The sequence below is a fragment of the Pseudomonas sp. MIL9 genome (genome assembly GCF_016887925.1).
In the GTDB taxonomy this organism is placed as follows: Bacteria; Pseudomonadota; Gammaproteobacteria; order Pseudomonadales; family Pseudomonadaceae; genus Aquipseudomonas; species Aquipseudomonas mohnii.
Genome location: NZ_JAFEHE010000008.1, coordinates 127,793 through 145,326, shown reverse-complemented (window position 1 = coordinate 145,326; position 17,534 = coordinate 127,793). Strand labels below are relative to the sequence as shown.

Below are 17,534 nucleotides of genomic sequence, written 5' to 3'. Positions count from 1 at the left end.
GTTTGCCTGTGGCTTGCGTCACCGGCCCCCCGACGCCGCCGTCAAGCTGTAACGGCTTTCACGGACGCTACTGTTAATCGCTGCCACGACCTGTCAGCACACCGAATCCTCTGATCGAGATACACAAGTGATCGAAAATCTACGCAACATCGCCATCATTGCCCACGTTGACCATGGTAAAACCACCCTGGTAGACAAACTCCTGCGTCAATCCGGCACCCTGGAGCGCAACGAGCTCAACGACGAGCGCGTGATGGACTCCAACGACCAGGAAAAAGAGCGCGGTATTACCATTCTGGCGAAAAACACCGCCATCAACTGGAACGGCTACCACATCAACATCGTGGACACCCCGGGCCACGCCGACTTCGGCGGCGAAGTTGAACGCGTAATGTCGATGGTCGACTCCGTTCTGCTGCTGGTTGACGCTCAAGACGGCCCTATGCCGCAAACCCGTTTCGTGACCAAGAAGGCTTTCGAAGCCGGCCTGCGTCCAATCGTGTGCATCAACAAGGTTGACCGTCCAGGCGCGCGTCCGGACTGGGTTCTGGACCAGATCTTCGACCTGTTCGACAACCTGGGTGCCACCGAAGAACAGCTGGACTTCAAAGTCGTCTACGCCTCGGCCCTGAACGGTATTGCCGGTCTGGACCACAACGAAATGGCTGAAGACATGACCCCGCTGTACCAGTCGATCGTCGACAACGTACCTGCGCCGGCTGTTGACCGTGACGGTCCGTTCCAGATGCAAATCTCCGCACTGGACTACAACAGCTTCCTGGGTGTTATCGGTGTTGGCCGTATCGCTCGTGGTCGCGTCAAGCCGAACACTCCGGTCGTGGCGATCAGCGCCGACGGCAAGAAGCGTAACGGTCGTATCCTGAAGCTGATGGGTCACCACGGTCTGCACCGTGTCGACGTTGAAGAAGCAGCTGCCGGCGACATCGTGTGCATCAGCGGTATGGACGAGTTGTTCATCTCCGACACCCTGTGCCAGCTCGACACCCCGGAAGCGATGAAGCCTCTGACCGTTGACGAGCCAACCGTTTCCATGACCTTCCAGGTAAACGACTCGCCTTTCTGCGGTAAAGAAGGCAAGTTCGTGACTTCCCGTAACATCAAGGAACGTCTGGACAAAGAGCTGCTGTACAACGTTGCACTGCGCGTTGAAGAAGGCGACTCGGCTGACAAGTTCAAGGTTTCCGGCCGTGGTGAGCTGCACCTCTCGGTACTGATCGAAACCATGCGTCGCGAAGGCTTCGAAATGGCTGTAGGTCGTCCGGAAGTGATCATCCGTCTGGTTGACGGCGTGAAGCACGAACCGTACGAAAACGTGACCATCGACCTGCCGGAAGAATCCCAAGGCAAGGTGATGGAAGAGATGGGCCTGCGTAAGGGCGACCTGACCAACATGGTGCCGGATGGCAAGGGCCGTGTACGTCTGGAATACAACATCCCTGCTCGCGGTCTGATCGGTTTCCGTAACCAGTTCCTGACCCTGACCAACGGTGCTGGCATCCTGACTTCGATCTTCGACCGTTACGACGTGATGAAGTCCGGCGACATGTCCGGCCGTCAGAACGGCGTTCTGGTTTCGGTTGAAACCGGCAAGGCGCTGACCTACTCCCTGGAAACCCTGCAGGCGCGTGGCAAGCTGTTCGTTGAACACGGTCAGGAAATCTACAACGGCCAGATCGTTGGTCTGAACAGCCGTGACAACGACCTGGGCGTTAACCCTACCAAGGGCAAGAAGCTCGACAACATGCGTGCTTCGGGTAAAGACGAAACTATCGCTCTGGTTCCACCTGTTCGTTTCACCCTGGAACAGGCTCTGGAATTCATCCAGGACGACGAGCTGTGTGAAGTGACGCCTAAGTCCATCCGTCTTCGCAAGAAGATCCTGGACGAAAGCGAGCGTACCCGCGCTGCCAAGAAAGCCAAGGCGTAACATTTAGCCTGGCTCAACGAAAACGCCCCCGGTCGAAAGGCCGGGGGCGTTTTTGTTTGTCTGGATTTTTTTGCGTTGTGGGTACTGGCCTCATCGCGAGCAGGCTCGCTCCCACAGGGGGTTATGCCGTACACATAATCCATGTTCGGCACCCGTCAGTGTGGGAGCGAGCCTGCTCGCGATGAGGTCGGATCAGGCAATGAAATTCCTGATCAGAATTTCTCTAATGTCCGACTGTTGCTGGTCTCGCGCACAACTTCTTTCGGCTTGTACGCGCAATACCCCGGCCGCGGGCCGATTTTCGGGTGATTGCGGCAGGTATCGGGGCGCTTTTCATAAATAGTGCACAGACGGCTCTTACGATCCAGGTACAGGCAATCGTTGTTGCTCATGCGCTGAAGGGTGAAGATCTCGGACTTCTGGTTGTAGCGCTCGACGATCCCTTCCTTCTGCAGGCGCTTGGCGATGTTCTTCGGCGGGTCGCCGCGCTCGAACTCGTCGACGATGCCGATACGGATCAGATCCTTGATCTTGACCTCGACAGGCAGCGTGCAGCAGCTGGATATGCAGGAGCCGCACATCGGAGCAGAGTACTTGGCCCAGGTATCGAGTCGGTCGATCTCCGCGGCGGCGATCAGGTTCGGCTTCATCATCGGTTGTTACCAGCATGCATCAGGGCGCGCGATCATACCGGGACTGGTGGATTTTTGAACAACCTTTCGCCAGATTTTTTGCGTTGGACGGTCGATTGGCCATAAATTCGGCACGGCCCCTGCATTGATTCCAGCACACGACAATGTATTAACGACCTAAGTCGCACTAACAGGAAAAACTGCCGAACCAGAGCCTCTACCGCCTGTCAGACCGTCTAGGCTCAGACAACCCAACGCTCGCTCGAGGTCTTATTGATGACTCAAGAACCACTTGTTCGCGAAGCAGAGGTGGCCGCATTCCGCGACGCCGTCTTGACCAAGCTCACTTACGCGGTGGGCAAAGACCCGGATCACGCCTTCGACCATGACTGGTTCGAAGCCATTGCGCTGGCGGCGCGTGATCACATGGTCGAGCACTGGATGGACCATACGCGCCAGATCTACCGCAAGGGTCAGAAGCGCGTTTACTACCTGTCCCTGGAATTCCTCATCGGCCGCTTGCTCTACGACAGCCTGAGCAACCTCGGTTTGCTGGACGTGGCGCGTGAAGCGCTGACCGAGCTGGGCGTCGACCTTGAACGCATTCGCTTGCTGGAGCCCGACGCGGCGCTCGGCAATGGCGGCCTCGGTCGCTTGGCGGCGTGCTTCATGGAAAGCATGTCGACCCTGGGCATCGCTGGCCATGGCTATGGCATTCGGTACGAGCATGGCTTGTTCCGTCAGGCCATTGTCGACGGCTGGCAGCAGGAGCAGACCGAGCACTGGCTGGATTTCGGCAACCCCTGGGAGTTCGAGCGGCCGGAAGTGGTGTATCCGATTGGCTTCGGCGGCAGCGTCGAGACGGTCACCGATGAAAGCGGCAAATCCAGGCAGGTCTGGCACCCGGCGGAAACCGTGCGGGCCATTGCCTACGACACGCCGGTGGTCGGCTGGCGCGGGGCGAGCGTGAACACGCTGCGACTGTGGCGTGCACGGGCCATGGAAGATCTGCACCTGGAACGTTTCAACGCCGGTGACCACCTGGGGGCGGTCGCCGAAGTGGCCCGGGCCGAAAGTATCTCCCGCGTGCTCTACCCGGCGGACAGCACCGAAGCCGGCCAGGAACTGCGCCTGCGCCAGGAATACTTCTTCGTCGCCGCGTCCCTGCAGGATTTGCTGCGCCGCCATCGCAACATGCACACCTCGGTACTGACCCTGGGCGATCACGCGGCGATCCAGCTCAATGACACCCACCCGTCGATTGCCGTGGCCGAGCTGATGCGTCAATTGGTCGACGTCTACGATGTGGCGTGGGACGCCGCCTGGCAGGTCACGGTCGACACGTTGTCCTACACCAACCACACGCTGCTGCCCGAAGCGCTGGAAACCTGGCCGGTCGGCTTGATGGAGCGCATGCTGCCGCGGCACATGCAGATCATTTACCTGATCAACGCCCAGCACATCGATTCGTTGCGCGCCAAAGGCATTCACGACTTCGACGTGTTGCGCGCGGTATCACTGATCGAAGAAGACAACGGCCGCCGCGTGCGCATGGGCAACCTGGCATTCCTCGGATCCCACAGCGTCAACGGCGTGTCCGGGCTGCACACGCAGTTGATGCGCAAAACCGTATTCTCCGAACTGCACAAGCTCTACCCGGACCGGATCAACAACAAGACCAACGGCATCACCTTCCGCCGCTGGCTCTATCAGGCCAACTCCGAACTGACGTCGATGCTGGTCGATGCCCTTGGCCCGCAGCTGCTGGACAACGCTGAAGATCGCTTGCTCGGTCTGGAACCGTTCGCCGAAAAGACCGCGTTCCGCAAGGCGTTTGCCGAGCAACGGCTGCACAGCAAAAAAGCCCTGGCCTACATCATTCACGAACGGCTCGGGGTGGCGGTCAATCCGGCTGCCATGTTCGACGTGCAGGTCAAGCGCATCCACGAATACAAACGGCAACTGCTCAACCTGATGCACACCGTGGCGCTGTACCAGGCGATTCGCGCCGAACCGGAAGTCGATTGGGTGCCGCGGGTGAAAATCTTTGCCGGCAAGGCGGCGGCGAGTTATCACCAGGCCAAGCTGATCATCAAGCTGACCAACGACATCGCCCGGGTGGTGAACAACGACCCGACCGTGCGTGGGTTGCTGAAAGTGGTGTTCCTGCCCAACTACAACGTCAGCCTGGCGGAAAGCATCATTCCGGCGGCGGACTTGTCCGAGCAGATCTCCACCGCCGGCTTCGAAGCCTCGGGCACCAGTAACATGAAATTCGGCCTGAACGGCGCGTTGACCATTGGCACACTGGACGGCGCCAACGTGGAAATGTGCGAACGCATCGGCGCCGAACACATGTTCATCTTCGGTCTCAGCGCCCAGCAAGTCGAAGCGCGCAAGCAGAACCAGGAGTTCAGCGCAGTGCCGGACATCGCCGCATCCCATCGGCTTAGCGACGTGCTGCAAGCCATTCGTAGCGGGGTGTTCTCGCCGGATGACCCGTCCCGTTACAGCGGGCTGATCGATTCACTGGTGGATTACGACCGCTTCCTGGTCTGCGCCGATTTTGACTCCTACTGGAATGCGCAAATGCGCGTCGAAGCCCATTGGCATGACTCGAACGAATGGTGGCGCTCTGCGGTACTGAACACGGCGCGGATGGGCTGGTTTTCGTCCGACCGGACCATTCGTGAGTACGCGACCGATATCTGGAAGGCACTGGAGTAACTATTCGCCCGGCCCGATATACTGGCGCCCGGGAAAAGATCGCAGCCTTCGGTGGCTCCTGCAGGTGAACGCATCGTCCTGTAGGCGCTGCCGAAGGCTGCGATCTTTTGGGGCTGGCCAAGCTAGTCTTTCAGGGATTGTGCTCAAGGATATCGACCATGCAATGGATGTTCATGCTGATTGGCCTGGTGCTGGGCTGGATACTCGATGAGTCGTTCAGCGATGCGCTGCTCGGCGCGTTACTCGGGTTGGGCATCGGCCAGGCCATTCGCATCGCTCGATTGGGTTCCCAGGCCAACGAGCAGCGTCGCTTGCTGGAGCAGGCGCAGGTCGCGCTGCATGCGGTCGAGCAACGGCTCGCGGTGCTGGAAGTCACCGGCGTTGCAGCGTCTGAAACCCGCGAACCGGTCATGGGTGAAACCGTTCCCGTCCCGGATCTCGTTGTCGCGCAAGCCCCGGCCGAAACCCCGGAATTGATCTGGGAGCTGCCCCCCGAACTCGAACCCGTCGCTGCTGCGGCCACCGAAGCCAGTCGTCCGTCACCGGTCGATGCCTGGAAACCGGAGCCGGTTGCCCGCGAGCCACAATCCCCTGCCATCCCTCGCGGACCCAATTTCATCGAGCGGGCCATCAGCGGTGCCCGTGCGTGGCTGTTCGGCGGCAACACCGTGCTGCGGGTCGGCGTCGTGTTGTTATTCCTCGGTCTGGCCTTCCTGCTGCGTTACGCCACTGAAGGCATGGTGGTGCCGATCGAGTTGCGTTACGCCGGAGTCGCGTCAGCGGCACTCGGTCTGCTTGGGCTGGGTTGGTGGCTGCGAACACGCAACAACAATTACGCGTTAATGCTCCAAGGCACCGGTATCGCGGTGTTGTACTTGACGGTGTTTGCGGCGATGCGTCTGCACCCGTTGCTCGATCCCTCGGCGGCGCTGGGGTTGCTGGTGGCGGTGACGGTGTTTTCAGCGATTCTGGCCATTACCCAGGATGCCTTGGGGCTGGCGGCTGCCGCCGCACTGGGCGGGTTCGCCGCGCCGATCCTGACCTCTACCGGTGCCGGCAATCACGTCGCTCTGTTCAGTTACTTCGCGCTACTCAATGCCGGCATCCTCGCCATCGCGTGGTTCAAGGCCTGGCGCCTGCTTAACCTGATCGGCTTCGTCGGCACTTTCGGTATCGGCTTCGCCTGGGGGCTGCGTTCCTATACGCCAGAGTTGCTGTGGAGCACCCAGCCGTTTCTGATTCTGTTCTTCCTGATGTACCTGGCCATCGGCCTGTTGTTTGCCCGACGAAAGCTGCTGGAGATGAGCGACGCGCCCGAGGATGACAGCCGTGAAGCGCTGCTGCACTGGTCGGCGCGCAAAGGCGATTACGTCGATGGCGCGATGCTGTTCGGCCCGCCATTGGTGGGTTTCGGATTGCAGTTCGCCCTGGTGCAGCACCTGGAGTTCGCCGCTGCGTTCAGTGCCTTGGCATTGGGCATGATCTACATGGGGCTGGCGCGGGCATTGATGGGGGGACGGGCGCTGCTGCTGGCGGAAACCTGCCTGGCGCTGGGCGTGATCTTCGCCAGTCTGGCGATTCCACTGGGGCTCGATGCGCGGTGGACATCCGCGGCATGGGCGGTGGAGGGGGCGGGCATTTTCTGGCTTGGCCTGCGTCAGCAACGACCGCTGGCCCGCGCGTTTGCATTGTGCCTGCAATTGGGGGCGGCGCTGGCGTTTCTCAGCGAGTTGCGCAGCGGCGAGAGCAGCTTGCTGGACGGCGCGCCGCTGGGGGCATTGATGCTCGGTGCCGCGCTGCTGTTCAGTTTTTATCAACTGCACAAAGCCTTGCCTGGACAGGTCTCGAATCGGGAGCGCCAGGGCCTGCCGGTGCTGGCTTGCCTCGGCCTGACGTTTCTCTACCTGCTGGCGCCGCTGTTCTTCTTCACCCACGGCACGGCGATCAGTTGGGCGCTGGCGGGGCTGGCGACCCTGTTCGTCGGCTTGCGCCTGCAATCGCGCACCTTTCTGTTCACTGCGTTTGCCGTGCAGTTGCTGGGCGGCGCGCTGTTCCTGTTGCGCCTGCAAGGCGCCGGCGACGAGTCTGGCGCGGTGTTGAGCGCCGGTTGGAACGGATTGCTCAGTGCATCCTTGATCGGCCTGGCGTTGATCGTCGGCATGCTGTTGGCGGCGCGTGATGACAGGGTGCGCAGCGATGTGCGACTGCTGCGCGGATTGTCAGTGGTGTTGTTGGCCGGTCTGATGCTGATCAACCTCGCGGTGTTGTTTGTCCTGCCGTGGCAAACGGCAAGTGCGGTGTGGGCGGCCAGTGGTTTGTTGATCATCTGGCTGAGCCTGTACCTGAAGCAGCGGGTGAGTTTTGCCTTTGGCCTGGTGTTGCAGGTGATTGGCGGCGCGGCATTCCTGGTGGCCGGGCCGGAGTTGCTCGGGCCGTTGGCCAGTGAAGGTTTGCGTCCCTTGGCCCATGGCGGTTTCTGGACGCCGCTGGTCTTGGGCTTGGCTGCACTGGTCGGGGCCTGGCGTTTGCAGCTCGGCAACCATGACACGGCGTTCGATGTGCTGAACTTGCAGCGTTTGTCCGATGTGTTGCTGGTGTGGGGCGCGGGCTGGTGGGCGCTGGCGTGGATCAGTGAAGTACTGCGCTTCGCCCCGCTGAATCTGCAAGCGACTTTGCTGCTCGCCGTTGCCGCGCTAAGCGTTGCGCCATGGGGGTGGCTGACGCTGCGCCTGAAATGGCCGTCGCTGGGTTTACTCTGCACGTTGCTGATTCCGGCGGCCGGCCTGGTGTTGCTCGGCGCCTGGCATGGGCGTTATCACCCGGCGGCCAATTTCGGATGGCTGGCGTGGGTGGGCGTGTTTGTCGTGCACTTGATCTCGTTGCGACGTTTGGCTCCAATGCTGCCGGGGCGGGCGCTGAGTGCCGCCCACGTGCTCGGCTGCTGGCTGTTGATCGGTGTGCTGGCCCTGGAGCTGCGTTATGGCCTGCTGCTGTTGTCCGAGCAGTACAACGCTTGGCGCTGGTTGGGTTGGGCGATCCTGCCGAGCCTGTATCTGGTCTTGATGGCGTCCCCGCGCGCCTGGCCGTGGCCGGTATCGGCTTACCCTCGCGAGTACCGCGTGTATGCCGCCGCGCCGTTGGCCTTGCTGATGCTGGGCTGGTTCTGGCTGGCCAATATCGCCAGCGACGGCACCGCCGAACCACTGCCGTACGTGCCGTTGATCAATCCGCTGGAGCTGGGGTTGTTGTTTGCGCTGTTCGGCGTCTACGTCTGGTCGCGCAGCGCGGTGGCACAGCTGGCGATCCGCGGGGGCTACACGGCCCACGTTTCACAACTTGTCGCCGGCGTTTCGCTGTTCGCGTTCTTCACTGCGCTGGTGATGCGTGCCGCACACCATTGGGGCGGGGTAGCGTTCGAGCTGGATGCGTTGCTCGAATCCATGTTGGTGCAGGCCGGCCTGTCGATCGTCTGGACCTTGATGGCCCTGGGGCTGATGATTGGTGGCCATTTGCGCCACCGTCGCGAAGTCTGGTTGATCGGTGCGGCGCTGATCGGCGTGGTGGTGGCCAAGCTGTTCTTTGTTGAGTTGAGTAACCGCGGCGGTCTGGCGCGGATCGTTTCGTTTATCGGCGTTGGCGTATTGCTGCTGGTGGTGGGCTATTTCGCCCCGTTGCCACCCAAGCGCGCCGAGCCTGTGCCGGAAGCTGAAAACCCGGCCCCGGAATCCGAAGGAGTGTCGTCTTGAGTCATAAGCTGAACCTGGGCTGGTTGGGCGCAGTTGCAATGGGAATGGCCATGGCCGCTGTTGCCCAGGACAAACCGGCGGACTTCGCCACGCAGGTGCCGTTGTCCGTCAGTGGCGAAGGCCCGTGGTATCGCCTCGATCTGCCCTTGGTCGTGCAACTGAATGCACGGCAGACCGACCTGAGCGATGTACGCGTGTTCGACGCGGCGGGTGATGCACAGGCCTACGCCCTGGCCCGGGAAGCCGCGCAAACCGCTGACAACCGCAGGCTGACCGACGTGAAATGGTTCCCGCTGTACAACTCGATGGACGCCACCGAACACGCACCAAGCGTGCGGGTGCAATCGAGCGCCAATGGCACCCTGGTCGAAGTGCAGCCCTCCAGTCAGCTGGAGGCCGGCGAAGAAGCGTTGCGTGGCTGGTTGCTCGACGCCAGTGCCATCAAGGCGCCGTTGCAGCAGCTGATTCTCGACTGGACCAGTGAGCGCGATGGCTTTCAACGTTTCAGTATCGAGGCCAGCGACGATTTGCAGCATTGGCAGTCCTGGGGCGAAGGACAGGTGGCGCGGCTGACCTTTGCCGATGAGCGGGTCGAACAACACGAGGTAGGTCTGCCAGGGCAGTCGGCGCGCTATCTGCGCTTGCTGTGGGACACCCCGTACACGGCACCGACCCTCACGTCGGCGCAATTGGAAAGCGCCAGCTCCCGCCGCCTGCCGCTGCCGTTGGTCTGGTCGTCAGCGTTGGCCGGCAGCAGCGTGAAGGCCGGTGAATACACCTGGCAATTGCCGATGGGGCTGAACGTCGAGCGGGTGCAGGTTGAGTTGAGCCAGCCCAACAGCCTGGCGCCAGTGACCTTGTACGGGCGTCGGGACAGCAGCCTTCCATGGCAACCGATGAGCAACGCTTTACTCTATCGCCTGACGCAGAACGGCCAGGATGTGGTGCAGAACGAGCTACAGCTGTCGGGGCAAACGGTCCAGCAGTTGAAACTGACCGTGGACGAACGCGGAGGCGGTCTGGGTGCTCGGGCTCCGAGCGTCAAGTACGCCGTGCGCGCCACGCAATTGGTGTTCCTGGCTCGCGGGCCGGGGCCTTATACCCTGGCGCTGGGGAGTTCGACTGTGAAGGCCGCTAACCTGCCGTTGTCGACGCTGATTCCGGATTACAGCGCTGCGAAACTGGCGACGCTGGGCAAGGCTTCGGTCGAGGGTGGGGTTGTGGTTGCGCCGGTTGCTGCGCCGGTGCAGGCGTCCACGGGCACTGACTGGAAGAAATTCGGCCTGTGGGCCGTATTGTTGCTGAGCGTGCTGTTCCTGGCGGCGATGGCGTTCAGTCTGCTGCGCAAACCGCCCGCCAAATCCTGAAGCCGGGTGCTTCGCACCCCATCGCGAGCAGGCTCGCTCCCACAAGGAAAGTGCAGTACCCGTGAGAGCGGGCTTGCCCGCGATAGCGGTCGATCAGTCAATGGAAAGGCTGAAATGACCGCTACTTTTCGGCTCACACCCGGACCATTTCCAACTACGCTGAACCCCGCGCATGAACTCTCTTCGGTCGATCACGTCTGATAGGAGGAAATGCGCCCCGACTCGCGTTAAACTGCGCGGGTTTTTAGCCCCCCCATTCCTCCGGAGCCTTCCATGTCCCGCGTTACCTTGAGTCGCTATTTGATTGAGCAGACCCGCAGCAACAACACTCCTGCCGATCTGCGCTTCCTGATCGAAGTGGTGGCGCGTGCCTGCAAGGAGATCAGCCACGCCGTTTCCAAAGGCGCCCTGGGCGGCGTTCTGGGCAGCATGGGCACTGAAAACGTCCAGGGCGAAGTGCAGAAGAAGCTCGACGTTCTGTCCAACGAGATCCTGCTGGAAGCCAACGAATGGGGCGGTCACCTGGCTGGCATGGCGTCCGAAGAAATGGACAACGCCTACCAGATCCCGGGCAAATACCCGAAAGGCGCCTACCTGCTGGTTTTCGACCCGCTGGACGGTTCGTCGAACATCGACATCAACGCGCCGGTCGGCACCATCTTCTCGGTGCTGCGTTGCCCGAGCGAGTACCTGAGTCAGAACGAAGCCTTGAATGAAAAGGCCTTCCTGCAGCCAGGCACTCAGCAGGTCGCCGCCGGTTATGCCATCTACGGTCCGCAGACCATGCTGGTGCTGACCCTGGGCGACGGCGTCAAAGGCTTCACCCTGGACCGCGAAATGGGCAGCTTCGTACTGACCCACGAAGACATCACCATTCCTGAATCCACCCAGGAATTCGCCATCAACATGTCCAACCAGCGCCACTGGGAAGCCCCGGTGCAACGCTACGTCAGCGAATTGCTGGCGGGCGAGGAAGGTCCGCTGAAAAAGAACTACAACATGCGCTGGGTCGCCGCGATGGTAGCGGACGTGCACCGCATCCTGACCCGTGGCGGTCTGTTCATGTACCCACGCGACAGCCGCGAGCCATCGAAGCCGGGCAAACTGCGCCTGATGTACGAAGCCAACCCGATGTCGTTCCTGGTGGAACAGGCGGGCGGCGCGTCCACCAACGGCCATCAGCGCATCCTCGACATTCAGCCTGATGGCCTGCACCAGCGTGTTGCGGTGTTCCTCGGCTCGAAAGAAGAAGTTGCACGCGTCACGGGTTACCACAAGGAATAAACCATGAACGCGCCCTGGCAGCCGCTGCTCGAATGGTGGTTCGGTAAAGCCGAATCTTCCAGGGAAGTCGCGGCTGACAAGGGCAGGTTATGGTTCGGCAAGCGTGACAGCCAGGACCTCGAAGCGCGGACGCGTTTCGGGGGCCAGGTCGAGCAGGCACTGACCGGCGGTTTGACCGATTGGGCGCAATGCCCCGAAGGTTGGCTGGCTCTGGTGCTGCTACTCGATCAACTCCCGCGAATGATCTTTCGCGACTCCCCCAAGGCTTTTTCCGGTGACATCAGGGCTCAGGCGCTGGTAGCGCAAGGCATTGCTGCGGACTTCGATCGCCAGTTGCGGCCCATTCAGCGGGTGTTCATCTACCTGGTGTTCGAACACAGCGAACATCTGGCGGTACAGAACGAAGGTGTCTCGCGTTACATCGAGCTGGTGGCGCAACAGCCGGACGTCGATCGGGCGCTGTTTGCCGACTATCTGGATTACGCCGAAAAGCATCAGAAAGTGATTGCGCAGTTTGGACGGTTTCCCCATCGCAATGCGGTGTTGGGGCGCGAGTCTACGGCTGAGGAGCTGGCGTTTCTGTCAAAACCCGGTTCCAGGTTCTGACTCTTCATTGCGGCAAATGCCGCCTTCGCGAGCAGGCTCGCTCCCACATTGGATCTGTGTCGTTCACAAATCCTGTGTGGGAGCGAGCCTGCTCGCGAAGAGGCCGGTGAAAGCGCCCTAGATCCGGAAACTACCCACCAGATGCTTCAATCGCGCCGCCTGCTGCTCCAGGTCTGAACACGCGCGCAAAGTCGCCTGCAGGTTCTCCACACCTTCCTGGTTCAGCGTGTTGATCTCGGTGATGTCGACGTTGATCGATTCCACCACGGCTGTCTGTTCTTCGGTGGCCGTGGCGACCGACTGGTTCATGCCGTCAATTTCGCCGATGCGCTGGGTCACGCTGCCCAGGCGTTCTCCGGCCTGGTTGGCGATGCCGACACTGCTTTCGCTCTGGCGCTGGCTGTCGGTCATGATGGTGACCGCTTCCCGGGCGCCGACCTGCAGTTCTTCGATCATCTTCTGCACTTGCTGCGCCGAATCCTGAGTGCGGTGGGCGAGGTTGCGCACCTCATCGGCCACCACCGCAAACCCGCGTCCGGCTTCACCGGCACGCGCCGCTTCAATGGCAGCGTTCAGCGCCAGCAGGTTGGTCTGCTGGGAGATGCTGGTGATCACGTCCAGAATCTGCCCGATGTTGACGGTGTTGCTGTTGAGCGTCTCGATGTTGCCGCACGAATCGCTGATCTTCGCCGAGAGCTGCTGCATCGCGCTGATGGTTTTGTCCACCACCTGCTGGCCGTCTTCGGCCAGGCTACGGGCATCGCTCGAATGCTGGGAGGCGAGGGCAGCGTTCTGGGCGATTTCCTGGGCGGCGGCGCCGAGCTGGTTGATCGCCGCGGCGACGCTGCTGGTACGCGAGGCCTGCTGGTCGGAGTTGAACATCGACGAGTTCGAGGCGGCCACCACGCGCAGCGCCACTTCGTTGACCTGGCCGGTGGCCGAGGACACTTCGATGATCGAGGTGTGAATGCGTTCGACAAAGCGGTTGAATGACAGCCCCAGCGCACCGAATTCGTCGTGACCGTGAATGGTCAGGCGTTTGGTCAGATCGCCTTCGCCTTCGGCGATGTCATGCATGGCGCGACCCATGGCCAGCAACGGCTGCATCAGGAAACTGATCAGCATGCCCAGCAACGCGATGATGATCACCACGGCAATCACCATGGCGATGAGCGCCGAGGTGCGGAATTCGCTGAGCATCGAGAACGCAGTGTCCTGGTCCAGCACCAGCGCCACATACCAATCCGCCGAAGGCACGCCGTTGACGTGGGTGAAGGAGATGAACTGTTTCTTTGCGTCGACCTCGATTTCTTTCAGGCCCGGGCTGACTTTCGGCACCCCGTTGGGGTAGGCGTCGGCGAGGTTTTTGAGCACCAGTTTGCTGTCCGGATGGATCAGGATCTTGCCGTCGGCGCTGACAATGAAGGCATGGCCATGACCGCCGAAGTTCAGCGAGTTGATGATTGCACTGACGCTGGACAGGTCGATGTCGGCGCCGGCGACGCCGATCATCTGGCCCTGGCGTTGTACCGGGGTCGCGACGGTGATCACCAGTTTGCCCGACGAGGCGGCGATATACGGTTCGGTGACGATGGTCTGCTGTGCGCCGGTGGCCGCCTTGTACCAGCCACGGGCGCGCGGATCGTAGTCCGCCGCACGGTTACCGGCCGGGACCGAGAACATGACGCCGTCGGCACCGCCGAAGTAGCTCAGCTGGAAGTTGCCGGTGTAGGCGGGCAAGTCGATGATGCGTTTCAGGCTGGCGGGGGCGCTGCCATCGGCGCTGACCTGTTGGGCCATCGATTGCAGCAGCTGCATGCGGCTATCCAACCAGGTCTGAATGTTGCTGGTGGTCAGGCTGCCGAGCTCCTGCATCGAGGCTTCGGTGTTGTTATGCAGCGTCTGACGCTGGCGATAGTCGTTGAACAGGATGAAACAAGCGAATGCAACGGCCACCACGAGGGCAGCAGCCAACAAAATCTTGTGGCTGAACTTCATGTTTCTGGACATTAAATGAGCTACCGCGGAAAGACAGGACAACAAAGGTGGGGGCAAGCGCCACGGTCGTGGGCTTTGCGCTGCCTTTTATGTCGACAGAGTGGCGCCAAAGATTAGACGCTTTTTTGCGAAACCCGACGAAATGCTCAAGAGCCAGGCGAAGTGGCTGAATCTTCGGCAATAGGCAGACGAGCGGCCCAATAAATAGGCGCTCGGCCAGGGAACCAGACAGGGGTTTTCTCTTCTAAGGTTCAGCTTGGCTGCCATGCCAATCCCCTTCACCCCTGGAGTTACACCATGTCGCTGCGATCCATTGCCTTGCTTTCGTTCTGCGTGCTGTTGGCTGCGTGCAGCAAGGTCAATCAGGAAAACTACTCGAAGCTCTCGGCCGGCATGTCCAAGGCCGACGTAGAAACCTTGTTGGGCAAGCCGGCGGACTGCTCTGGCGCGCTGGGCATGTCCAGTTGCACCTGGGGTGACAAGAACAGCTTTATCAGCGTGCAGTATGCCGGTGACAAAGTGCTGATGTTTTCCGGCCAAGGCCTGAAGTAAACCGGGGCTACGTGCCCACGGGAGAAAAACAATGAAGCGGTTGTTGATAATGCTTTTTGCCGGCCTGGTATTGGCCGGCTGTGCCACTTCTGGCCAGGATCCGTTGGCGCCCAAGACCGCCAACAGCGTCAACCTCAAGCGTTACCAGGGCACCTGGTACGAGTTGGCACGTCTGCCGATGTATTTCCAGCGCGACTGTGCGCAATCCGAAGCCCACTACACGCTCAAGCCGGATGGCAACGTGGCGGTGCTGAACCGCTGTCTGACGGCGCAATGGCAATGGGAAGAGGTCAAGGGCACGGCTTATCCACAGGTGCCGGGTAAAACCGACAAATTGTGGGTCGAGTTCGATACCTGGTTTTCGAGGCTGATTCCGGGTGTGGCGAAGGGCGAGTACTGGGTGTTGTACGTCAGCGATGACTACAAGACCGCGATCGTCGGCGACCCGAGCCGACGTTACCTGTGGCTGCTGTCGCGCACGCCGACCGTCAATGGTGTGGTGCGTGAAGAACTGCTGAGCAAGGCGCGTCAGCAGGGCTACGACACCACGCGGCTGATCTGGCGAGCGTCGGACACACAGATGGCCAAGACCTCGAACTGATAGCACATGACCCTGTAGGAGCGAGCCTGCTCGCGATGGAGCATCAGACACAACGATGTCGTCTGACACACCATCGCGAGCAGGCTCGCTCCCACAGGTTGTTGTGTTAATTCCGAAGCTCGCGCAGGACTTGTGTGGCGGGCGTCGGATACGCAGATGGCCAAGACTCAAACTGATAGCACATGACCCTGTAGGAGCGAGCCTGCTCGCGATGGAGTATCAGACACAACGATGTCGCCTGACACACCATCGCGAGCAGGCTCGCTCCCACAGGTTTTTGCGTCAGTTCAGAAGCTTGCGCAGGATTTTTGCGGCGAGCGTCGGACACGCAGATGGCCAAGACTCAAACTGATTGCACATGACCCTGTAGGAGCGAGCCTGCTCGCGATGGAGTATCAGACACAACGATGTCGCCTGACACACCATCGCGAGCAGGCTCGCTCCCACAGGTTTTTGCGTCAGTTCAGAAGCTTGCGCAGGATTTTTGCGGCGAGCGTCGGACACGCAGATGGCCAAGACTCAAACTGATTGCACATGACCCTGTAGGAGCGAGCCTGCTCGCGATGGAGTATCAGACACAACGATGTCGCCTGACACACCATCGCGAGCAGGCTTGCTCCCACAGGTTGTTGTGTCAGCCTAATAGCTCGCGCAGGACCTGGGTGAAGGCACGGTTGCTTTCCTCTTCCCCGGCATGACGTCCGTCGCGCACGACCCACTGACCGTTCACCAGCACGTCCCGCACCTGACGGTCGCCACCGGCAAACAACCATCGGTTCAGAATCCCGTCGCCACTGGCCGTTGCCAGGTACGGATCGTTGCCGTCCAGCACCAGCCAATCCGCACGCTTGCCCACTTCCAGCGCACCGATCGGTTGCCCCAGCGCCTGAGCGCCGCCATCCAGCGCCGCGTCATACAGGGTGCGCCCGACCATGGGCTGATCCGCGCCATACAAGCGATTGCGCCGTTGATCGCGCAGACGCTGGCCGTATTCCAGCCAACGCAATTCTTCCACCACGCTCAATGACACATGGCTGTCGGAACCGATGCCCATGCGTCCGCCTTGTGCGAGGAAGTCCACCGCCGGGAAAATCCCGTCGCCCAGGTTGGCTTCGGTGGTCAGGCACAGGCCGGCAATGGCGCGGCTCCTGGCCATCAGCGTGACTTCTTCCGGATTGGCGTGGGTGGCGTGGACCAGGCACCAGCGCTGATCGACTTCGGTGTTTTCGTACAGCCATTGCAGCGGGCGGCGACCGCTCCAGGTCAGGCAGTCGTCGACTTCTTTCTGCTGTTCGGCGATGTGGATGTGCACCGGGCACTGCTTGTCGCTGGCGGCCAGCACTTCGCTGATCTGCTGCGGCGTCACCGCGCGCAACGAGTGGAAACACAGGCCCAGCGACTGCGCCGGTTGCTGCGCCAGAACCGGTTGCAGGCGCGATTGCAGCTTGAGGTAGTTTTCGGTGCTGTTGATGAAGCGGCGCTGGCCCTCGTTCGGCGTCTGGCCGCCGAAACCGGAGTGGCTGTAGAGCACCGGCAGCAGGGTCAAACCGATACCGGCGGAACTGGCGGCCTGGCTGATACGCAAGGCCAGTTCGGCCGGGTCGGCGTAAGGCTGGCCGTTGTTGTCGTGGTGGACGTAATGAAATTCCGCCACCGAGGTGAACCCGGCCTTGAGCATTTCGATGTACAGCTGGCGGGCGATGACGCCGAGTTGTTCCGGGCTGATTTTTCCGACGAGGCGATACATCAAGTCGCGCCAGGTCCAGAAACTGTCGTTCGGATTCCCCGCCACTTCCGCCAGTCCCGCCATGGCCCGCTGGAAGGCGTGAGAGTGCAGGTTCGGCATGCCGGGCAAGAGCGGACCGCTCAACCGTTCGGCGCCTTCTGCGTGGGAATCGGCCTGGATATGGGTCAAGACGCCATCGGCGCTGACCTCAAGACGTACATTGTTGGCCCATCCACTAGGCAGCAGCGCGCGTTCGGCAAAGAAGGCGGACATGGTTCAGCACCCCATCGTGTGTTATTTGTATATACATATACAGACGTTTGCCTGCCCGGTAAACTCCGGCAAGC

At 61.0% G+C, this 17,534-nt stretch carries 11 protein-coding genes; 8 read left to right on the top strand and 3 right to left on the bottom strand.

Annotation, left to right across the window (positions count from 1 at the left end; translation table 11 throughout):
• The first annotated feature begins 127 nt into the window (after window positions 1–127).
• Entirely contained in the window at window positions 128–1,948 is a 1,821-nt protein-coding gene (gene typA / locus JQF37_RS10895; RefSeq protein WP_090465730.1) for a translational GTPase TypA, read from the top strand.
• 212 nt (window positions 1,949–2,160) lie between these two features.
• Here typA and JQF37_RS10890 read toward each other — a convergent pair whose 3' ends face one another.
• Window positions 2,161–2,601, bottom strand: a complete 441-nt coding sequence (locus JQF37_RS10890; RefSeq protein WP_189340407.1) for a YkgJ family cysteine cluster protein — start codon at window positions 2,599–2,601, stop codon at window positions 2,161–2,163.
• 255 nt (window positions 2,602–2,856) lie between these two features.
• Between JQF37_RS10890 and JQF37_RS10885 the strand changes: the two genes are divergently transcribed.
• The 5 genes from JQF37_RS10885 to JQF37_RS10865 all read left to right on the top strand — a co-directional run bounded on the left by JQF37_RS10885 (window position 2,857) and on the right by JQF37_RS10865 (window position 12,310).
• On the top strand, window positions 2,857–5,307 hold the full coding sequence (locus JQF37_RS10885) for a glycogen/starch/alpha-glucan phosphorylase (protein ID WP_130207371.1): 2,451 nt from the start codon (window positions 2,857–2,859) through the stop codon (window positions 5,305–5,307).
• Window positions 5,308–5,465: 158 nt separating this feature from the next.
• Window positions 5,466–9,053 (top strand): DUF2339 domain-containing protein, encoded by a 3,588-nt coding sequence (locus JQF37_RS10880; RefSeq protein ID WP_130207369.1) that lies wholly within the window; start codon window positions 5,466–5,468, stop codon window positions 9,051–9,053.
• Window positions 9,050–10,420, top strand: a complete 1,371-nt coding sequence (locus tag JQF37_RS10875) for a DUF3999 domain-containing protein (protein WP_130207367.1) — start codon at window positions 9,050–9,052, stop codon at window positions 10,418–10,420. The genes JQF37_RS10880 and JQF37_RS10875 overlap by 4 nt, the downstream gene beginning before the upstream one ends.
• Window positions 10,421–10,693: 273 nt before the next feature.
• Window positions 10,694–11,704 (top strand): class 1 fructose-bisphosphatase, encoded by a 1,011-nt coding sequence (locus JQF37_RS10870; protein WP_130207365.1) that lies wholly within the window; start codon window positions 10,694–10,696, stop codon window positions 11,702–11,704.
• 3 nt (window positions 11,705–11,707) lie between these two features.
• Complete coding sequence (locus JQF37_RS10865; RefSeq protein ID WP_130207363.1) at window positions 11,708–12,310, top strand: DUF924 family protein; 603 nt, start codon at window positions 11,708–11,710, stop codon at window positions 12,308–12,310.
• Between the two features lie 117 nt (window positions 12,311–12,427).
• On the opposite strand, the gene JQF37_RS10860 is transcribed toward JQF37_RS10865, so the two are convergent.
• A complete protein-coding gene (locus JQF37_RS10860; protein ID WP_204149630.1) occupies window positions 12,428–14,320 on the bottom strand; it encodes a methyl-accepting chemotaxis protein in 1,893 nt (630 codons plus the stop codon).
• Between the two features lie 285 nt (window positions 14,321–14,605).
• On the opposite strand from JQF37_RS10860, the gene JQF37_RS10855 reads away from it, so the two are divergent.
• Both JQF37_RS10855 and JQF37_RS10850 read left to right on the top strand, forming a co-directional pair.
• A complete protein-coding gene (locus JQF37_RS10855; RefSeq protein ID WP_103404440.1) occupies window positions 14,606–14,860 on the top strand; it encodes a hypothetical protein in 255 nt (84 codons plus the stop codon).
• Window positions 14,861–14,891: 31 nt separating this feature from the next.
• Window positions 14,892–15,461 (top strand): lipocalin family protein, encoded by a 570-nt coding sequence (locus JQF37_RS10850; RefSeq protein ID WP_090465714.1) that lies wholly within the window; start codon window positions 14,892–14,894, stop codon window positions 15,459–15,461.
• Between the two features lie 634 nt (window positions 15,462–16,095).
• Here the strand turns inward: JQF37_RS10850 and JQF37_RS10845 are convergent.
• Window positions 16,096–17,460, bottom strand: coding sequence for a formimidoylglutamate deiminase (locus tag JQF37_RS10845; protein WP_130207357.1), 1,365 nt, complete (start codon window positions 17,458–17,460; stop codon window positions 16,096–16,098).
• Window positions 17,461–17,534: the final 74 nt, after the last annotated feature.